This window comes from Brevundimonas sp. NPDC055311 (genome assembly GCF_053645695.1).
In genome coordinates, this window is record NZ_JBSHMV010000002.1 from 115,469 (window position 1) to 130,516 (window position 15,048).

The 15,048-nt window shown below is 69.0% G+C and carries 17 protein-coding genes; 8 read left to right on the plus strand and 9 right to left on the minus strand.

Annotation, left to right across the window (positions count from 1 at the left end; translation table 11 throughout):
• Nucleotides 1-92: 92 nt before the first annotated feature.
• From ACWIDZ_RS06370 to ACWIDZ_RS06380, 3 genes are read left to right on the plus strand one after another with little or no spacing between them, the layout of a single operon-like run.
• On the plus strand, nt 93-1,199 hold the full coding sequence (locus tag ACWIDZ_RS06370) for an AGE family epimerase/isomerase (RefSeq protein WP_453988219.1): 1,107 nt from the start codon (nt 93-95) through the stop codon (nt 1,197-1,199).
• Nucleotides 1,196-1,705, plus strand: coding sequence for a D-glycero-alpha-D-manno-heptose-1,7-bisphosphate 7-phosphatase (locus tag ACWIDZ_RS06375; protein ID WP_453988218.1), 510 nt, complete (start codon nt 1,196-1,198; stop codon nt 1,703-1,705). The genes ACWIDZ_RS06370 and ACWIDZ_RS06375 overlap by 4 nt, the downstream gene beginning before the upstream one ends.
• A gap of 60 nt (nt 1,706-1,765) precedes the next feature.
• On the plus strand, nt 1,766-2,659 hold the full coding sequence (locus ACWIDZ_RS06380) for an alpha/beta fold hydrolase (protein WP_453988217.1): 894 nt from the start codon (nt 1,766-1,768) through the stop codon (nt 2,657-2,659).
• 52 nt (nt 2,660-2,711) lie between these two features.
• Here ACWIDZ_RS06380 and ACWIDZ_RS06385 read toward each other — a convergent pair whose 3' ends face one another.
• The 3 genes from ACWIDZ_RS06385 to ACWIDZ_RS06395 form a co-directional block, all read right to left on the minus strand.
• On the minus strand, nt 2,712-2,936 hold the full coding sequence (locus ACWIDZ_RS06385; RefSeq protein ID WP_024354307.1) for an alkylphosphonate utilization protein: 225 nt from the start codon (nt 2,934-2,936) through the stop codon (nt 2,712-2,714).
• 63 nt (nt 2,937-2,999) lie between these two features.
• A complete protein-coding gene (locus tag ACWIDZ_RS06390) occupies nt 3,000-3,605 on the minus strand; it encodes a DUF4168 domain-containing protein (protein ID WP_453988216.1) in 606 nt (201 codons plus the stop codon).
• A 156-nt stretch (nt 3,606-3,761) separates the two neighbouring features.
• Nucleotides 3,762-5,807, minus strand: coding sequence for an NAD(+) synthase (locus tag ACWIDZ_RS06395; RefSeq protein ID WP_453988215.1), 2,046 nt, complete (start codon nt 5,805-5,807; stop codon nt 3,762-3,764).
• A gap of 187 nt (nt 5,808-5,994) precedes the next feature.
• On the opposite strand from ACWIDZ_RS06395, the gene ftsY reads away from it, so the two are divergent.
• From ftsY to ACWIDZ_RS06410, 3 genes are all read left to right on the plus strand, one after another.
• The gene (gene ftsY / locus ACWIDZ_RS06400; protein ID WP_343829957.1) at nt 5,995-6,930 is read left to right on the plus strand and encodes a signal recognition particle-docking protein FtsY; all 936 of its coding nucleotides are present in this window, start codon (nt 5,995-5,997) and stop codon (nt 6,928-6,930) included.
• Nucleotides 6,931-6,933: 3 nt separating this feature from the next.
• The gene (locus ACWIDZ_RS06405) at nt 6,934-7,578 is read left to right on the plus strand and encodes an inner membrane-spanning protein YciB (RefSeq protein ID WP_453988214.1); all 645 of its coding nucleotides are present in this window, start codon (nt 6,934-6,936) and stop codon (nt 7,576-7,578) included.
• A gap of 302 nt (nt 7,579-7,880) precedes the next feature.
• A complete protein-coding gene (locus ACWIDZ_RS06410; RefSeq protein WP_453988212.1) occupies nt 7,881-8,549 on the plus strand; it encodes a MarR family winged helix-turn-helix transcriptional regulator in 669 nt (222 codons plus the stop codon).
• A gap of 56 nt (nt 8,550-8,605) precedes the next feature.
• Here ACWIDZ_RS06410 and ACWIDZ_RS06415 read toward each other — a convergent pair whose 3' ends face one another.
• The 5 genes from ACWIDZ_RS06415 to ACWIDZ_RS06435 all read right to left on the minus strand — a co-directional run bounded on the left by ACWIDZ_RS06415 (nt 8,606) and on the right by ACWIDZ_RS06435 (nt 11,623).
• Nucleotides 8,606-8,836 carry a hypothetical protein gene (locus ACWIDZ_RS06415; protein ID WP_453988211.1) on the minus strand — a complete coding sequence of 77 codons (231 nt, stop codon included), beginning with the start codon at nt 8,834-8,836 and terminating at the stop codon, nt 8,606-8,608.
• Nucleotides 8,837-8,905: 69 nt separating this feature from the next.
• Nucleotides 8,906-9,469 carry a DsbE family thiol:disulfide interchange protein gene (locus tag ACWIDZ_RS06420; RefSeq protein WP_343829961.1) on the minus strand — a complete coding sequence of 188 codons (564 nt, stop codon included), beginning with the start codon at nt 9,467-9,469 and terminating at the stop codon, nt 8,906-8,908.
• The gene (ccmD, locus tag ACWIDZ_RS06425; RefSeq protein WP_003166605.1) at nt 9,466-9,618 is read right to left on the minus strand and encodes a heme exporter protein CcmD; all 153 of its coding nucleotides are present in this window, start codon (nt 9,616-9,618) and stop codon (nt 9,466-9,468) included. The genes ACWIDZ_RS06420 and ccmD overlap by 4 nt, the downstream gene beginning before the upstream one ends.
• Before the next feature lie 12 nt (nt 9,619-9,630).
• Nucleotides 9,631-10,350, minus strand: coding sequence for a heme ABC transporter permease CcmC (gene ccmC / locus ACWIDZ_RS06430; RefSeq protein WP_291780279.1), 720 nt, complete (start codon nt 10,348-10,350; stop codon nt 9,631-9,633).
• Between the two features lie 238 nt (nt 10,351-10,588).
• Complete coding sequence (locus ACWIDZ_RS06435; protein ID WP_453988210.1) at nt 10,589-11,623, minus strand: adenosine kinase; 1,035 nt, start codon at nt 11,621-11,623, stop codon at nt 10,589-10,591.
• 124 nt (nt 11,624-11,747) lie between these two features.
• On the opposite strand from ACWIDZ_RS06435, the gene ACWIDZ_RS06440 reads away from it, so the two are divergent.
• The gene (locus ACWIDZ_RS06440; RefSeq protein WP_312220131.1) at nt 11,748-12,638 is read left to right on the plus strand and encodes an ATP-grasp domain-containing protein; all 891 of its coding nucleotides are present in this window, start codon (nt 11,748-11,750) and stop codon (nt 12,636-12,638) included.
• Nucleotides 12,639-12,820: 182 nt separating this feature from the next.
• On the opposite strand, the gene nth is transcribed toward ACWIDZ_RS06440, so the two are convergent.
• Nucleotides 12,821-13,585, minus strand: coding sequence for an endonuclease III (gene nth / locus ACWIDZ_RS06445; protein ID WP_453988209.1), 765 nt, complete (start codon nt 13,583-13,585; stop codon nt 12,821-12,823).
• Nucleotides 13,586-13,690: 105 nt separating this feature from the next.
• Between nth and ACWIDZ_RS06450 the strand changes: the two genes are divergently transcribed.
• Nucleotides 13,691-15,034, plus strand: a complete 1,344-nt coding sequence (locus ACWIDZ_RS06450) for an amidohydrolase family protein (RefSeq protein ID WP_453988208.1) — start codon at nt 13,691-13,693, stop codon at nt 15,032-15,034.
• Nucleotides 15,035-15,048: the final 14 nt, after the last annotated feature.

Genomic DNA, 15,048 nt, shown 5'->3' on the forward strand with positions numbered 1-15,048 from the left:
TGAACAAACCCCCCTGAGTCACTTCGCGTTGCCGGATGCAACGAAAACCATGACTTGGCAAACACGGCGACCCTGCCTAAGCCCGGACCGTCATGACCTTGCTGAATGCACAATCCCGGGTCCGCGACTGGCTGTTCCGCCAGGCCCTGCCGCTATGGGGGACGGCGGGCGTCGACGCCGAAGGCCGCTTCTATGAAAAGCTGGATTTCGACGGTCGGCCGGTCACCGGCCTGCCGCGCCGCACGCGGGTCCAGGCGCGGCAGGTCTATGTCTTCGCCGAAGCGGCGTCGCTCGGCTGGGCCGAAGGCGAGGCCCTGGCCCGGCGCGGGCTCGAGGTCCTGATCCGCGACAATCAGCGCGAGGACGGCCTTTGGGTTCGCACGACCGATGACGCGGGCGCCGTTCTGGACCCGACGCCGGACCTCTATGACCTGGCCTTCGTCCTGTTCGGGCTGGCGGCCGCCCATCGCGTGCTGAACGACGAACGCGCCCTGCCCCTGGCCCTTGCGACCCTGGCGGCGACGGAAGGCAGCCTGGCCGATCCTGTCCACGGCGGCTGGCAGGAGGCCCTCCCGCCGGTCCTGCCCCGACGCCAGAACCCGCACATGCACCTGCTGGAGGCCCTGCTGTTCTGGCAAGCGACCGCCCCGAACCCTGTCTGGGAAGACGCCGCGCGACGCATTCTGGACCTGTTCGCCACGCGTTTCTTCGACGCCCGCTTCGGCGTCCTCGGCGAATATTTCGCCGCCGATTGGTCCGTCGCCCCCAGCGCCTTGGGCGAGGTGACCGAACCGGGCCACCATATGGAGTGGGTCTGGCTTCTGGATCAGGCCCGCCGCCTGGGCCTGCCCGGACATGCCGACAGGGCCGATGTCCTGTTCCGCGTCGCCCTGGAGCGAGGCTTCGACGCCGAGGGCCACGCCGTGCGCGAGATCGGACGGGAGGCGGGACTTCTGGACTCCGGCCGCCGCCTGTGGTGCCAGACCGAGACCCTGCGCGCCTTGCGGCTGCGCGGCGAGGTCGAACGCGCCGACGCCCTGCTGGACGGCGTCTTCGCCACCTATCTGGCCACGACCACGCCCGGCCTGTGGGTCGACACCTACGACGCTGACGGACGCTCTCAGGACGCCGCCGTCCCCGCCTCGACCTTCTACCACCTGATGACGGCCTTCTCGGCCCTGCTGACCGAAACGGCATGACCCCGCGTCCCGCCGCCTTCCTCGACCGCGACGGCGTGCTGATCGTCGACAGCGGCTATCCGCACCGGCCCGATCAACTGGTGCTGATCCCCGGCGCCGCCGAGGCGGTGAAGCGGCTGAACGACGCCGGCTACATGACCGTCATCGTCACCAATCAGTCGGGCGTGGCGCGCGGCATGTTCAGCGAAGAGACCATGCACGACTTCAACCGCCTGCTGGTCGAGCGCCTGGCCGAAGGCGGCGGGCGCATCGACGCCGTCTACGCCTGCCCCTTCCATTCCGAGGCCGCAGACGCGCGCTATCGGCATCCGGACCATCCCGACCGCAAACCCAATCCCGGCATGTTGCTGAAGGCCGCCGCCGAGCACGGCCTGGACCTGGGCCGGTCCCTGATGATCGGCGACCAGCCGTCGGACATGGAGGCCGCGCGGCGGGCGGGCGCGACGGGCCACCGCTTCACCGACGGCGATCTGGATCAATTCGTGCGCGATCTGCTGCCGAGCTGATCGCTATTCTTCATCCGATGAATTAACGTCAGCCGAAACGGAGCTGTTCGGAGACGCCTCATGCCGATGACCACCCCGCTGGCCGACCGCCATGTCGAGCGGCGCTGGACCTCGCCGGACGGCCTGAGCCTCTACGCCCGCGACTACGCCCCGGCCGAGGGCCCGGCGCGCCTGCCCGTCATCGCCATCCACGGCCTGACGCGCAACAGCGCCGATTTCGGCGTCATCGCCGGCCTCATCGCCCACAGCGGCCGCCGCGTCCTGGCCGTCGACGTGCGCGGGCGCGGCCGGTCGGACCGGGCGCCCGACCCCATGACCTATACGCCGGACGTCTATGCGAAGGACGTCGTGGCGCTGATGGAGCAGGCGGGGATCGAGAAGGCGATCTTCCTCGGCACCTCCATGGGCGGGCTGATCACCCTGGCGCTGACGGCGCTGAAGCCCAAGGCCATCGCCGCCGCCATCCTGAACGACGTCGGCCCCGAAGTCGCGGCCGAGGGTCTGGCCCGCATCGCCGCCTATACCGGCCAGCCGGTCGTGATCGAGAGCTGGGACGATGCGACGGCCTACGCCCGACGCATCAATGAGGCGGCCTTCCCCCATTATTCGGACGCCGACTGGGCCGCCTTCGCCCGCCGCATCTTCCGCGAGGGGACCGAAGGGGCGCCGGTGCTGGATTACGACCCCGATATCTCGGCGCCGATCAAGGCGGCCGGATTCAAGGCCCTGGTCCCCAATCTGTGGCCCTCGTTCCGGGCGCTGGCGCGCCGGAAGCCAACGTTGCTGGTGCGCGGCGGAACCTCGGACCTGCTCAGCCCCGCCATCGCCGACAAGATGAGGAAGGCCGCCCCCGCCATGGCCTATGCCGAGGTCCCCGGCGTCGGGCACGCGCCCATGCTGGACGAACCCGAAGCGCGGTCGGCCATCTTCGAATTCCTGGCGGGGGTGGGCTGAGGCGCGGGCAACCGAACCTCAAGCGGAGGCAGCGCTCGGTAGGCCCTCTAAATCATGCCTTCTTCACGAACTCCGTGCGCAGGACCAGTCCGCGCACCTTTTCGACATTGGCTTCGATTTCTTCGGGATCGCCGGTCAGGCGGATGTTCTTGACCATTGTGCCGCGCTTCAGCGTCACCCCGCCCGAGCCCTTGACCTTCAGGTCCTTGATCAAGGTCACGCTGTCGCCGTCCGACAGGATGTTGCCGTTGGTATCCTTGGTGACGTCGTCGCTCATGATCGGTCCTGTCTGAAATGGAGAGAGGGCCGCCGCATCCGCGACGGCCCGTCCCCCATGGGCCTATTCGCCCTGACGCGCCTGGGCAAGGGCGATGCGCGCCTGAAGGTGCTCATCCTGGGCCGTGGCGGCGGAAATGGCGTTGAAACGCTCGATGTCGAGACCCGAATTCTGGATGGCGGCGGCCATCTGGGCCTGCTGCTCCTCATTCGGCTGTGCGCCGTTCAGGGCGCGGGCGATGCCCGAGATCTCGGCCATGGCGACCGCGAACTGACCGGCTTCCGCATCGGTGACGCCGGCGCCGACCGAACCCGGCGCGGACGGGGCGGCGCCGGCCACGGCGGCGCGCGCCTGCAGCACCGGATCGGCCGAGACGGCGGCCGAAATGGCGTTGAAGCGCTCGACGGCCAGGCCCGAGTTCTGCACGGCGCCGGCCATCTGGGCCTGCTGCTCCTCGGTGGGCGTTCCGTTCTGGACGGAGGCGGCCACGCTCTGGACCGTCTTCATGGCGGCGGCGAACTGGGCCAGTTCGGCGTCGGTGGGATCCCCGGCTGCGGCTGGCGCGGCGGCGGGCGCCGGTTCAGCGGTGTCCTGCGCCAGAGCGGGCGCGGCGGTCAGAAACAGGGCGGCCAGAATGGCGGTCGGGGCGGCGGCCGTTGCAAAACGCATGGCGTATCCTTCTTCAATCCCGAACGCTCAGCCCAAGGCTGACCCGGACAGGTCCGGGCTCTCCCGCACGACCGGGGTGTGTCAGGCTCACAGGGGGCGGGGAGAAGAAAACGCTACCCCGTCGGGTGCGGATGCGTAAACCCCAGACCCGTCGTTTCAACCATCAGGGGTATTGGCCTCCAGTTCGTCCAGCCACACCCGCGCCGAGGAATCCGACGGCGCCCGCCAGTCGCCGCGCGGCGACAGCGACCCGCCCGTCACCACCTTCGGCCCATTCGGCACGGCCGAGCGCTTGAACTGGCTGGTCTGGAAGAAGCGGATCAGGAACTTCCGCAACCACCCCTTGATGGTGGGCAGGTCATAGGCGACGCGTTCCGCCTGCGGCAGGCCCTGCGGCCAGCTTCCCGTCGCTGCATCGCCCCAGGCCTGATGCGCCAGATAGGCCACCTTCGACGGCTTCAGGCCGAAGCGGCTGATGTAGAACAGGAAGAAGTCGTTCAACGCATAGGGGCCGACGATGCTCTGCGTCGACTGGATCGCCCCGTCGGCGCCCGCCGGCACCAGCTCGGGCGAAATCTCCGTCGCCAGAATGGCGTGCAGCGTCGGAACCGCCGCCTCCCCCACCAGGCCGCGCTCGGCCACCCAGCGGATCAGATGCTGGATCAGGGTTTTCGCTACCCCGCCGTTGACGTTGTAGTGGCTCATGTGGTCGCCGACGCCATAGGTGCACCAGCCCAGCGCCAGTTCCGACAGGTCGCCGGTGCCGAGCACGAAGCCGTGGTTCTGATTGGCCAGACGGAACAGATAATCGGTGCGCAGGCCCGCCTGGACGTTCTCGAAGGTGATGTCATGCACCGGCTGGCCGTCCGCGAACGGATGGCCGATGTCGCGCAGCATCTGTTCGGCGGCGGGGCGGATGTCGATCTCGGCCCCCGTCACCCCCAGCGCCGTCATCAGCGCCCAGGCGTTGGATTTGGTGCCGTCGGAGGTGGCGAACCCCGGCATGGTGAAGGCCAGGATGCCGCTGCGCGGCAGCTCCAGCCGATCGAAGGCGCGGCAGGCCACCAGCAAAGCCTGGGTCGAATCCAGCCCGCCCGAGACGCCGATCACCAGCGTCTTCGACCCTGTCGCCGTCATCCGCCGCATCAGGCCCTGAACCTGGATATTGAAGGCCTCGAAGCAATCCTGATCCAGACGCGCGGCGTCGTCCGGCACGAAGGGGAAGCGGTCCAGCGGACGGATCAGGGCGTCGGTCGGCCCCTCCCCCGCCTCGAACGGGACCACCGTCGCGGCCTCGCCTTCCAGACGGGCGCAGTCGGCGAAGGTGCCGTTGCGCAACCGGTCCAGACCGATGCGATCCACGTCCACGTCTGCGATCGTCAGATGGCTGTGCAGGGCGAAGCGCTCGCCCTCGGCCAGCCGCGCGCCCAGCTCGTGGATCGTCGCCTGGCCGTCCCAGGCCAGGTCCGTGGTGCTTTCGCCCCAACCCGAGGCGGCGAAGACATAGGCCGACAAGGTGCGCGCCGACTGGCTGGCGCACAGCAAGGCGCGCTCGTCCGCCTTGCCGATGACGATGTTGGAGGCCGACAGGTTGCACAGGATGCGCGCCCCCGCGAGCGCCGCCCGCGTCGACGGCGGCTGCGGCGCCCAGAAGTCCTCGCAGATCTCGACCGCGAAGACGAAGCCGGGGCGGTTCGTCGCCTCGAAGATCAGGCCCGGCGCGAAATCGACGCTCGTACCGTTCAGGACGACAGCGTCCTCGCTGCGGCTGGCGGCGGGCGCGAACCAGCGCTTCTCATAATACTCGCGATAGTTGGGCAGATAGGTCTTCGGGACCACGCCCAGCACCTCGCCCCCGCCCAGCACCACGGCGCAGTTGAACAGGGCGTCGCCGTTGCGGATCGGCGCGCCGATCACGGCGATCACGCCCGCCTCGTCCGCCACCTCGGCCAGATGCGCGATCTGGCGCTCGACCTCCTCCAGCAGGGCCGCCTGCATGTGCAGGTCGTCGATGGCGTAGGCGCTCAACGACAGTTCGGGGAAGACCAGCAGGTCCGCGCCCGCCTCGCCCGCCTGACGGATCAGTCGTTCGTGCTCCTCGGCGTTGGCGGCCGGGTCGGCGACATGAACCACCGAGGTCGCGGCGGCGACGCGCACGAAGCCGTGGGCGCGCGGGGCGTGGAAGGGATGCGTCTTCGCCATCAATATTTCCGCTCATCCCGGCGGACGCCGGGATCCAGTGAGAGCCGCAGGCACTGACCCTACAGCCTACGGGATCAATATAGGGTTGCGCGATGAAGCCAAAGCATTGGATCCCGGCGTCCGCCGGGATGAGCGGGTGAAATGATCGCACGTGACCTGAGAACCGCCGTCGGCTAAGGCTCACCCCATGAGCGATACGCCCAAAAAAGGCTGGTTCCAGCGGCTGAGCCAAGGCCTGTCCCGGTCTTCGAAACAGATGACCGATCAGGTCGTCTCGACCTTCGTCAAGGAGCCCCTCTCGGAAGAGGCGCTGGAGCGGCTGGAGGAGCATCTGATCGAGAGCGATCTGGGCCCCGCCGCCTCGGCCCGCATCGTCGAGCGGTTCCGATCCTTACGTTTCGGCAAGACCTCCGACGAGCGCGAGGTCAAGGAGGCCCTGGCCGAAGCCGTGGCCGCCGAACTGATCCCGCGCCAGGCGACCTTCGATCCGCTGTCGGGGCCGAAGCCCTACGTCGTCCTGTTCGTCGGGGTGAACGGCTCGGGCAAGACGACGACGCTGGGCAAGATCGCCTCGGACCTGACGGCCAAGGGCGCCAAGGTGATGATCGTCGCCGGCGACACCTTCCGCGCCGCCGCCCGCGAACAGCTCAAGGTCTGGGCCGACCGCGCCGGCGCCCATTTCGAGAGCCGCCGCGACGGCGCCGACGCCGCGGGGCTCGCCTTCGACGCCTTCACCAAGGCGAAGGAAGAAGGCTTCGACGTCGTGCTGATCGATACGGCCGGGCGGCTGCAGAACAAGTCGACCCTAATGGACGAACTGCTGAAGATCGTGCGCGTGCTGAAGAAGGTCGATGCGGACGCCCCGCACGAGACCCTGCTGGTGCTGGACGCCACCGTCGGCCGCAACGCGCTGGAGCAGGAAAAGATCTTCGGCCGCACCGCCTATGTCTCGGGCGTGGTGATGACCAAGCTGGACGGCACCGCGCGCGGCGGCGTCCTGGTGCCCGTGGCCCAGGCCTCGGACGCCCCGATCAAGCTGATCGGCGTCGGCGAGGGGGTCGAGGACCTGCAACCCTTCGACGCCCGCGCGTTTTCCCGATCCCTGGTCGGGCTTGAGGACTGATCCATGACTGAAGCGACCGAAACCAAGCGCCCGCAGTGGATTCGTCAGGCCGTCGACTTCGGCGCCCTGGTCGCCTTCATGGCCGCCTATTTCATCACCCGCGACATGATCAAGGCGACCTGGGTTCTGGTCATCGCCTCGATGATCGCCCTGGCGGTGGGCTTCATTCTGGAGCGCCGCCTGGCGCCCATGCCGCTGATCACCGGCGGCTTCGCCCTGGTGTTCGGAATCCTGACCATCGTCACCGACGACGACCTGTTCGTGAAGCTGAAGCTGACGGTGCAGAACGGGCTGCTGGCCGCCGTCCTGCTGGGCTCGCTGCCGCTGAAGAGATACCCGTTCAAGGCCCTGCTGGGCTCGGCCATCAAGGTGACAGACGAGGCCTGGCGCAAGCTGACCTTCCGCTACGGCCTCTACTTCCTGGCCGTCGCCATCGCCAACGAAGTGTTCCGCAGCCCGACCGCCGTCACCGCCATCTGGTCGGCCCTGAACCTGGGGACGCCCGATCCCAACGGCGTCTGGACGGCCTTCCGCGGCGTGCTGTGGATCGCGGCCTCCATCTTCGGCCTGTCGCAGGTGCCGCTGATCCTGAAGAACATGACCAAGGACGAGGAACGCGGCCCCGTCTCCCCCGACACGGGCCTTTAGGCCGCCCCGCCTCCCACCGTCATCCTCGGGCTTGACCCGAGGATCGGATTGTCCGCCTGCGCGACGTCGGAAAGCCAAAGCGCGCTGCTACGCTCGATCCTCGGGTCAAGCCCGAGGATGACGGAGGCATGGAGGAGCCCGGTCATCCAATTCCGGGCCTCAAGCAGCGCGAACGCGCGGTAGGCCCACTTAAATGTCTTCAAACCGTCAGCGTTTGCGTCGTCAAAGCGTTAAGCCGGACTGTTAGCTGTCGCAGCATCATCCGGCCACGGCCGGTATCGGGCTGTTCGGGAACGAAGACGATGATCAAGTCGGGCAAGCAGGCGAAGATCAAGGGCGGGCTGGCGGAATCGCCCAGCCACCTCATGCACCGGGCGCTGCAGCTGGCGCTGGACATCTACGCCGAGGAAGCCGGGCCGGACGGCCTGACCCAGCGTCAGTTCGCCGTGCTGGAGGCCGTGGCCGCCCGCTCAGGCCTGACGCAGACCGACCTGGTCAAGGCCACCGGCATCGACCGCTCCACTCTGGCCGACCTGGTGGCGCGCATGACGACCAAGGGTCTGCTGGAGCGCGAGCGTTCGACGCTGGACGCGCGCGCCAAGGCCGTTCGCCTGTCGCCCGCGGGCGAGGCCGCCCTGCTGGCCGCCCGCCCGCGCGTCGAGGCCGCCGACAAGCGGATCATGGGCCTGCTGCCCAAGTCCAAGCGCGACAGCTTCCTGGACCTTTTGTGCAGCCTGTCCGACGCCGCCGACGCCGCCCCCGAACAGGCCCGCGCCGAAATCAAGGCGGCGAAGAAGGCCGCCAAGGAAGCCAAGAAGGCGGAGAAGGCCGCTCGCAAGGGCGACGCCAAGGCCGACGGACGCGGCAAGAAGAAGAAAAAGAGCACGACCGAAGCCGTTTCGGATCAACCGCAGACCGACGATGCAGCCGATGCCGTCGTGGTCCCGCTGAAAGGCGCAACTGAAGGCTGACCCCTTCCTATCCCGCCCGGCGTCCGCCGGGATGAGCGGGTATTGAGGGCTGTCGCCTAAACCCGAATGTCGAGCAGGGAGCCGGGGCGTTGCAGGCGCGATGTCGGCGTCGCCTGTTCGACCGGCGCAGAAACCGCTGCAACCAGACGCGCCGCCTCCTCGGACGCAACCGGCGCCGCCAGCCCCATGGCTTGGCGGAAGAAGGCCGACTGAGCCGTTCTCAGGGCGTGGGCCGCACCGCCCGCCGAGGGCGGAAAGGCCGGCCGCTCGGACGAAATGGCGGACATGGCATGAGGATGCCCGCGCTTCGTCTAGATATGGTTAACGCATGATTCACCCTGTTTCGGGCGATCGCCTCAGCGCGCGGGGGCGTTCAGAGCGTCGGTCAGCGTCTTCAGGTCGGCGTCGGTCAGCACCGGCCCCGACGACTTGGCCACGATGGTTCCGAAGGCGTCGACGGCGAAGCTTTCCGGCACGCCCGACACGCCCAGGTCCAGCCCGGCCCGGCCCTCGCGATCCACCAGCACCAGACGATAGGGGTCGCCCAGCTCCTGCAGGAAGGCGTCGGTGGCGACCGGATCGTCCTTGTAGGCCACGCCGACCACCGCGACGCCCTGTTCCTTCAGCTTCATCAGCTGCGGATGCTCCAGACGACACGGCGCGCACCAGCTGGCGAAGACATTGACGATCATCGGCTTGCCCACGCCCGCCGTCTTCAGGTCCAGAAGGTCGGCGCTCGCCTTGCCATCGACCAGAATGGGCAGGACCGTCGTTTCCGGGATCGGCTGGCCGACCAGGGCGTCGGGGCGATAGGTCGGCCCGGCGGCGGGATCACCCGCCATCCGGCCCATCTGGGTCATCAGAAAGACCGCCAGGGCGACCAGGACCACAATGGGAAGAAGAGCCAGCCAGCGCTTCATTTGCGCGCGGCCTCCAGCCGGGCCAACTCGCGCTTCCAGCGGCGGGCCGCGATCAGGGCGCGGGCCGACAGGGCGGCCAGGACCACGGCGCTGATCCCCCAGGCGGGCCAGACGAAGGCGCCGTAGGGGCTCATGTCCAGATCAAGCACGAGGAAACTCCATCAGGCTTCCAGCGCCGCGCGGGCGCGAAGGGTCAGAACGCGGCGGCGCCGCACCTCGGTGCGGATCGACGTCAGCCAAATCGCCCCGAACAGCACCGCATAGGCCGCCATCATGGTCAGCAGCGCGGGCAGGAAGACCGGATCGACGCTGGTCCCGCCGGAGCGCAGCAGGGAGGCGGGCTGGTGCAGGGTGTTCCACCAGTCGACCGAGAACTTGACGATCGGCAGGTTGATCAGGCCGACCAGACCCAGCACCGCCGCCGCCCGCGCCGCCTTGGCTTCGTCGTCGATCGAGGCGCGCAGGGCCATGTAGCCGAGGTAGAAGAGGAACAGCACCAGCACGCTGGTCAGGCGCGCGTCCCACACCCACCACGTCCCCCACATGGGCTGGCCCCACAGGGAGCCGGTGACGAGCGCCAGGGCCGTGAAGGCCGCGCCCGGCACCGCCGCCGCCCGCGCCGCCGCATCGGCCAGCGGGTGGCGGAACACCAGGGCGAAGAAGCTGGACACGCCCAGCGCCCCATAGGCCATCAGGCCCAGGCTGGCGGCCGGAACGTGGATGAACATGATGCGGACGGTGTCGCCCTGCTGATAATCGGCGGGCGCGGTGAAGCTGAACCAGGTCCCCGCCAGCAGCAGGCCGAGCGCGCAGATCCACAGCACCGGGACCAGGGGGCCGGTGAAGCGCATGAAGCGGTCGGGATTGGCGAGGCCGAACATGGTCCGCCGATTACGCGGCCCAGCGCCCCACGGCAAGCGGGCGCGGCGTCCGACCCTTTGTCGCGGCTCTTCTCTTTCTTTCCGTCATCCTCGGGCTTGTCCCGAGGACCCAGTGCGGAGCCATCCCTGTCGGTGAACCGCTTTCACGCCTACGCTGGAGCAACCTGTCGTCCCGCATGGCCGGACCATGGGCCCTCGGGACAAGCCCGAGGGTGACGATGTTGGAGCCCCGCGCCTCCTAAAGGCTCAGACCGTGCCGGGCGGCCAGGTCCTTCAGTCCGACCATCGGGCGCGGACCCCAGTGGCCTATGACCTCCGACGCCGCCAGCGAGCCCAGCGCCCCGGCCTGGGCCAGGCTGAGGCCGCGCGACAGGCCCAGCAGCACGCCCGCCGCGTACTGATCGCCGGCGCCGGTGGTGTCGACGACCTTCTCGACGGGATAGGCTTCGACCTCGACCCGCTCGGCTCCACGGAACAGCACCGAACCGGCGGCGCCGCGCGTTACGGCCGCCACCTCGACGATGCGGCCCAGGTGGGCGGCGCCGTAGTCGAAATTCTCGGTCTCGAACAGGGCGTGCAGCTCGGCCTCATTGGCCAGGACGATGTCGGCCGAGGTCTCGATGAACTCCAGCAGCTCGGCGCGCCAGCGATGCACGACGAAGCTGTCCGACAGGGTGATGGCGACCTTGCGACCCGCCGCATGGGCGGCGGCGGCGGCGGCCTCGAAGGCGGCGCGGGCCGGAGCCGGATCGAACAGATAGCCTTCCAGATAGACGATGGCGCTGTCGCCGATGACGGCGGCGTCGACGTCCGCCGTAGTCAGCTGGTTGGCGGCGCCCAGGAAGGTGCACATGGTGCGCTGGCCGTCCGGCGTGACGTTGATCAGGCAACGGCCGGTGCCGAAACCCTTGCCGGCGCCGTCGTCCAGCGCGGAGGTGTCGAAGTGGACGCCGACGGCGCGGATGTCGTGGCTGAAGACCTCGCCCAGCGTATCCTTGGCCACCTTGCCGATATAGGCCGCGCGGCCGCCGAACGAGCCGACGCCCGCCACGGTGTTGCCCGCCGAACCGCCGGACGCCTCGACCCCCGCCGCCATGGCGTCATACAGGGCCGCGCTCTGATCCTCGTCGACCAGTTGCATCGAGCCGGGAACCAGGCCCTTGGCCTCCAGGAAGGCCGGTTCGCACGGCGCCAGGACGTCGACGATGGCGTTGCCCAGGGCGCAGACGTCGAAGCGGGCGTTTTGGGCGAAGGCGGGCAGGGTTTGGGTCATCCGCGCCCCATAGCGGGGCAGACGGCCGCGCGCCAGACTTCAGACCTTCGCCGCGAGTGAAAACCGGCCTAAAGCCGTCGGACCTGTTGCAGACGGCCCTCGTCGGGCCTTTCGGAGCCGCGCCATGACCGACGTCGCCGTCCTGACCCCCGATCCGGCCGACCCCACCTATTCGACCCTGTGGCCCGGCGTGCTGGACCGGCTGGGCGAGGCGCTGGCGACGGCGGGGATCACGGCCCGCCCCACCCCATGGACCGACCATGTCGAGAACGCCCGCGCCCTGATGGACTATCCGCTGGTCCTGCCCCTGCTGGTTTGGGGCTATCATCAGGATCACGACCGCTGGCTCCAGGCCTGCACGACCTGGGCCGAGGCGGGCGCGCCCCTGGCCAACCCGGCCGAGACCCTGCGCTGGAACGCCGACAAGCGCTATCTGGCCCGCCTGTCGGAAAAGGGCGTCGCCGTCCCGCAGACGATCTTCGCCGACCACGTCGATGCTGCGGTTCTGGAAGCCGCCTTCGCCGCGACCGGCGCCGAGGCCCTGATCGTCAAGCCGACCGTCTCGGGCGGCGCCTGGCGCACCCTGCGGGTGACGGCGGGCGATCCGCTGGACATGGCCCTGGCCAACGCCCCCGTCGGCGGCACGATGATCCAGCCCTACCTCAAGGCCATCGAGACGGAGGGCGAGACCTCCCTGCTCTATTTCGGCGGCGAGCTGAGCCATGTGGTGAACAAGCGCCCCGGCGCGGCAGGGGAGTTCCGCATCCAGACCCAGTACGGCGGCCGCTATCAGGCGCTGGACGTCGCGCCGCAGGGCGCGCTGGATCTGGCCGAACGCACCCTGGCCGCCATCGGCGAGGACCTGCTCTACGCCCGCATCGACATGACGCTGAACGCCGACGGCGACTGGGTGCTGATGGAGGCGGAACTGATCGAGCCGGACTTCTACCTGGCCGCCGCGCCGGACGCCCGCGCCCGCTTCGGCCAGGCGGTGCGGGCCCGACTGGAGCGCTAGGCGCCCGCTCGCTCCTTCTCTCCTTCGTCATCCTCTGGCCGAGCGAAGCTCGGACCAGGGGAGGCGCCGAAGGCGACCTTCCCGCGAGCGTCGCTTCTGCCTCTTTCGCGCTCACGCGCGCCGCTGGGCCCACCGGTCTCGCTCCGCTCGCCGGAGGATGACGAAAGAGGAAGAAGGCGCCGTCACACCCCCATGAAGCTGGCGCGCGACGGGCACAGGTCGGAGATCACGCAGGCGCCGCATTTCGGTCGCTGCGCCAGGCAGGTATAGCGGCCGTGCAAAATCAGCCAGTGGTGCGCCTTGGGCAGCCAGGCCTCGGGCACCACCTGGTGCAGTTGCGCCTCCACCTTGTCCGGCGTCGCCGCATTGGCCAGCCCCAGCCGATGCGAGACGCGGAAGACGTGGGTGTCTACCGCAATGGCCGGCTCTATCCCCAGTTCGTTCAGCACCACGCTGGCGGTCTTGCGCCCCACGCCGGGCAGGGCCTGCAGATCGGCGCGGTTCAGCGGCACCTCGCCGCCGTGCTTATCAACCAGCATCCGCGCGGCGGCGATGACGTTCTTCGCCTTGGTGCGATAGAGGCCGATGGAGGCGATCAGGGGGATCAGCCCCTCCTCGCCCAGGGCCAGCATCTTCTGCGGCGTGTCGGCGATGGCGAACAGGGCCTTGGTCGCCTTGTTGACCCCTACGTCCGTGGCCTGGGCCGACAGGGCGACCGCCACCACCAGGGTGTAGGGATTGACGAAGTCCAGCTCGGTCTTCGGATCGGGCATGACGCCCGACAGACGGACGAAGATCTCCTCCACCCGGTCCTCGTCCGGCGGCCAGCGGATGATCGCGCCCACGGGCGCCGTCTTCGGCTGACGCGAGCGCTTGCCTGGGGGTGGAGTCAGAGCGGCCTTCTGAACGGCCTTCTTCTGGCGGGAGGCGGATTTCAACGGAGCCATGCCTCCGCTTCGCCTTCCGCGGGCGCGTCGTCAACGGGGGACGATCAGCTTGACGCCAGGGCCGCCTTCGCACAAGCCCGGACTGAGGGACAGGGGAAGACGGCCATGATCCAGTTTTCGCGCGCGCTGATAGGGGCGGTCTTTTTGGCGACAGCCGCGTCGGCGTCGGCTCAGACGCCCCCTGTCGACAATCGGATCATCGCCTATCATGGCGCGGTCCTGATCGACGGCACGGGCGCTGCGCCGCGTAACGAAACCACCATCCTCGTCCAGGGCGAGCGCATCCTGGCGATCCAGCCGGACGCCGACGCCACGCCTCAGGGGGCCGAACGGATCGATGTCTCCGGCCTTCATGTTCTGCCGGGTCTGATCGACAGCCATGTGCATATCGCCACGCCGCCGAACGCAGAGGAGGCGCACGCCCACATGCGGCGCTGGCTCTACTCAGGCGTCACCGCCGTGCGCGGCATGGCCGACGACCTGCGCTCCGTCGGCGAATTGGCGCGCCAGGCGCGGGTGGGAGAGGTTCCGTCGCCCGACATCTATTACGCAGCCCTCATGGCGGGCGAAGGCTTCTTCAACGACCCGCGCACCCAGGCGGTGACGGCGGGCGAGATTCCCGGCCAGACGCCCTGGATGCAGGCGATCACCACCGAGACGGACCTGCCCCTAGCCGTCGCCATGGCGCGCGGAACCTCAGCGTCCGGGATCAAGATCTACGCCGACCTGCCGGCCGAACGCATCGCCGCGGTCACGGCCGAAGCCCATCGCCAGGGCGTTCCGGTGTGGACCCACGCCATGGTCTATCCGGCGACGCCGCAGGACGTGATCGACGCCCGCCCCGACGTCATGTCCCACGCCTGCATCCTGGCCCATCAGGCTCAGGCGCCGGCCGACCGTCCCCAGAGCTACGCCAGCCGCACGCCGATCGACCGCGCTCCCTTCCTGAACGGCGACAATCCCGTAGTGCAGGGCCTGCTGAACCAGATGCGCGACAAGGGGATCATCCTGGACGCCACCGTCTGGGTCTACGCCGATCAGGATCGCGCCGTCGCCTACCGGCCGGGGGCCCGCCAGCCCATCTGCTCCGGCCCCATGGTCTTCGCCCTGACCCGACAGGCCTATCGCACCGGCGTCGCCATCGCCGCCGGCACGGACGGCGAGACGCCGGACGTCGATCCCTGGCCCGCCCTGCTTGAGGAGATGGAGTTGCTGCAGAACGCCGTCGGCATGACGCCGGGCGATGTCATCGTCGCCGCCACCGCCACCGCCGCCCGCGCTCTGAATCAGGAGGCCGATATGGGGACGCTGGCGCCGGGCAAGCTGGCCAATATGATCTTCGTGGCCGGCGACCCGTCCGCCGACGTGGCCAATCTGCGCCGCCTGGTCCTCACGGTGAAACGGGGGCGGCGTTTCGACCGCGCCGATTTCACCCCGGCTCAGGATTAGGCTCCCAACCTGCG

Coding starts and splice junctions, on each gene's coding strand:
- ACWIDZ_RS06385 (WP_024354307.1), bottom strand. CDS start 2,936: ATGAGCGACGACGTCACCAAGGATACCAACGGCAACATCCTGTCGGAC.
- ccmC (WP_291780279.1), bottom strand. CDS start 10,350: ATGTTCGGCCTCGCCAATCCCGACCGCTTCATGCGCTTCACCGGCCCC.
- ACWIDZ_RS06380 (WP_453988217.1), top strand. CDS start 1,766: ATGCCGATGACCACCCCGCTGGCCGACCGCCATGTCGAGCGGCGCTGG.
- ACWIDZ_RS06420 (WP_343829961.1), bottom strand. CDS start 9,469: ATGAAGCGCTGGCTGGCTCTTCTTCCCATTGTGGTCCTGGTCGCCCTG.
- ACWIDZ_RS06390 (WP_453988216.1), bottom strand. CDS start 3,605: ATGCGTTTTGCAACGGCCGCCGCCCCGACCGCCATTCTGGCCGCCCTG.
- ACWIDZ_RS06435 (WP_453988210.1), bottom strand. CDS start 11,623: ATGACCCAAACCCTGCCCGCCTTCGCCCAAAACGCCCGCTTCGACGTC.
- ACWIDZ_RS06375 (WP_453988218.1), top strand. CDS start 1,196: ATGACCCCGCGTCCCGCCGCCTTCCTCGACCGCGACGGCGTGCTGATC.
- ACWIDZ_RS06415 (WP_453988211.1), bottom strand. CDS start 8,836: ATGTCCGCCATTTCGTCCGAGCGGCCGGCCTTTCCGCCCTCGGCGGGC.
- ACWIDZ_RS06370 (WP_453988219.1), top strand. CDS start 93: ATGACCTTGCTGAATGCACAATCCCGGGTCCGCGACTGGCTGTTCCGC.
- ACWIDZ_RS06440 (WP_312220131.1), top strand. CDS start 11,748: ATGACCGACGTCGCCGTCCTGACCCCCGATCCGGCCGACCCCACCTAT.
- nth (WP_453988209.1), bottom strand. CDS start 13,585: ATGGCTCCGTTGAAATCCGCCTCCCGCCAGAAGAAGGCCGTTCAGAAG.
- ACWIDZ_RS06395 (WP_453988215.1), bottom strand. CDS start 5,807: ATGGCGAAGACGCATCCCTTCCACGCCCCGCGCGCCCACGGCTTCGTG.
- ACWIDZ_RS06450 (WP_453988208.1), top strand. CDS start 13,691: ATGATCCAGTTTTCGCGCGCGCTGATAGGGGCGGTCTTTTTGGCGACA.
- ACWIDZ_RS06405 (WP_453988214.1), top strand. CDS start 6,934: ATGACTGAAGCGACCGAAACCAAGCGCCCGCAGTGGATTCGTCAGGCC.
- ftsY (WP_343829957.1), top strand. CDS start 5,995: ATGAGCGATACGCCCAAAAAAGGCTGGTTCCAGCGGCTGAGCCAAGGC.
- ACWIDZ_RS06410 (WP_453988212.1), top strand. CDS start 7,881: ATGATCAAGTCGGGCAAGCAGGCGAAGATCAAGGGCGGGCTGGCGGAA.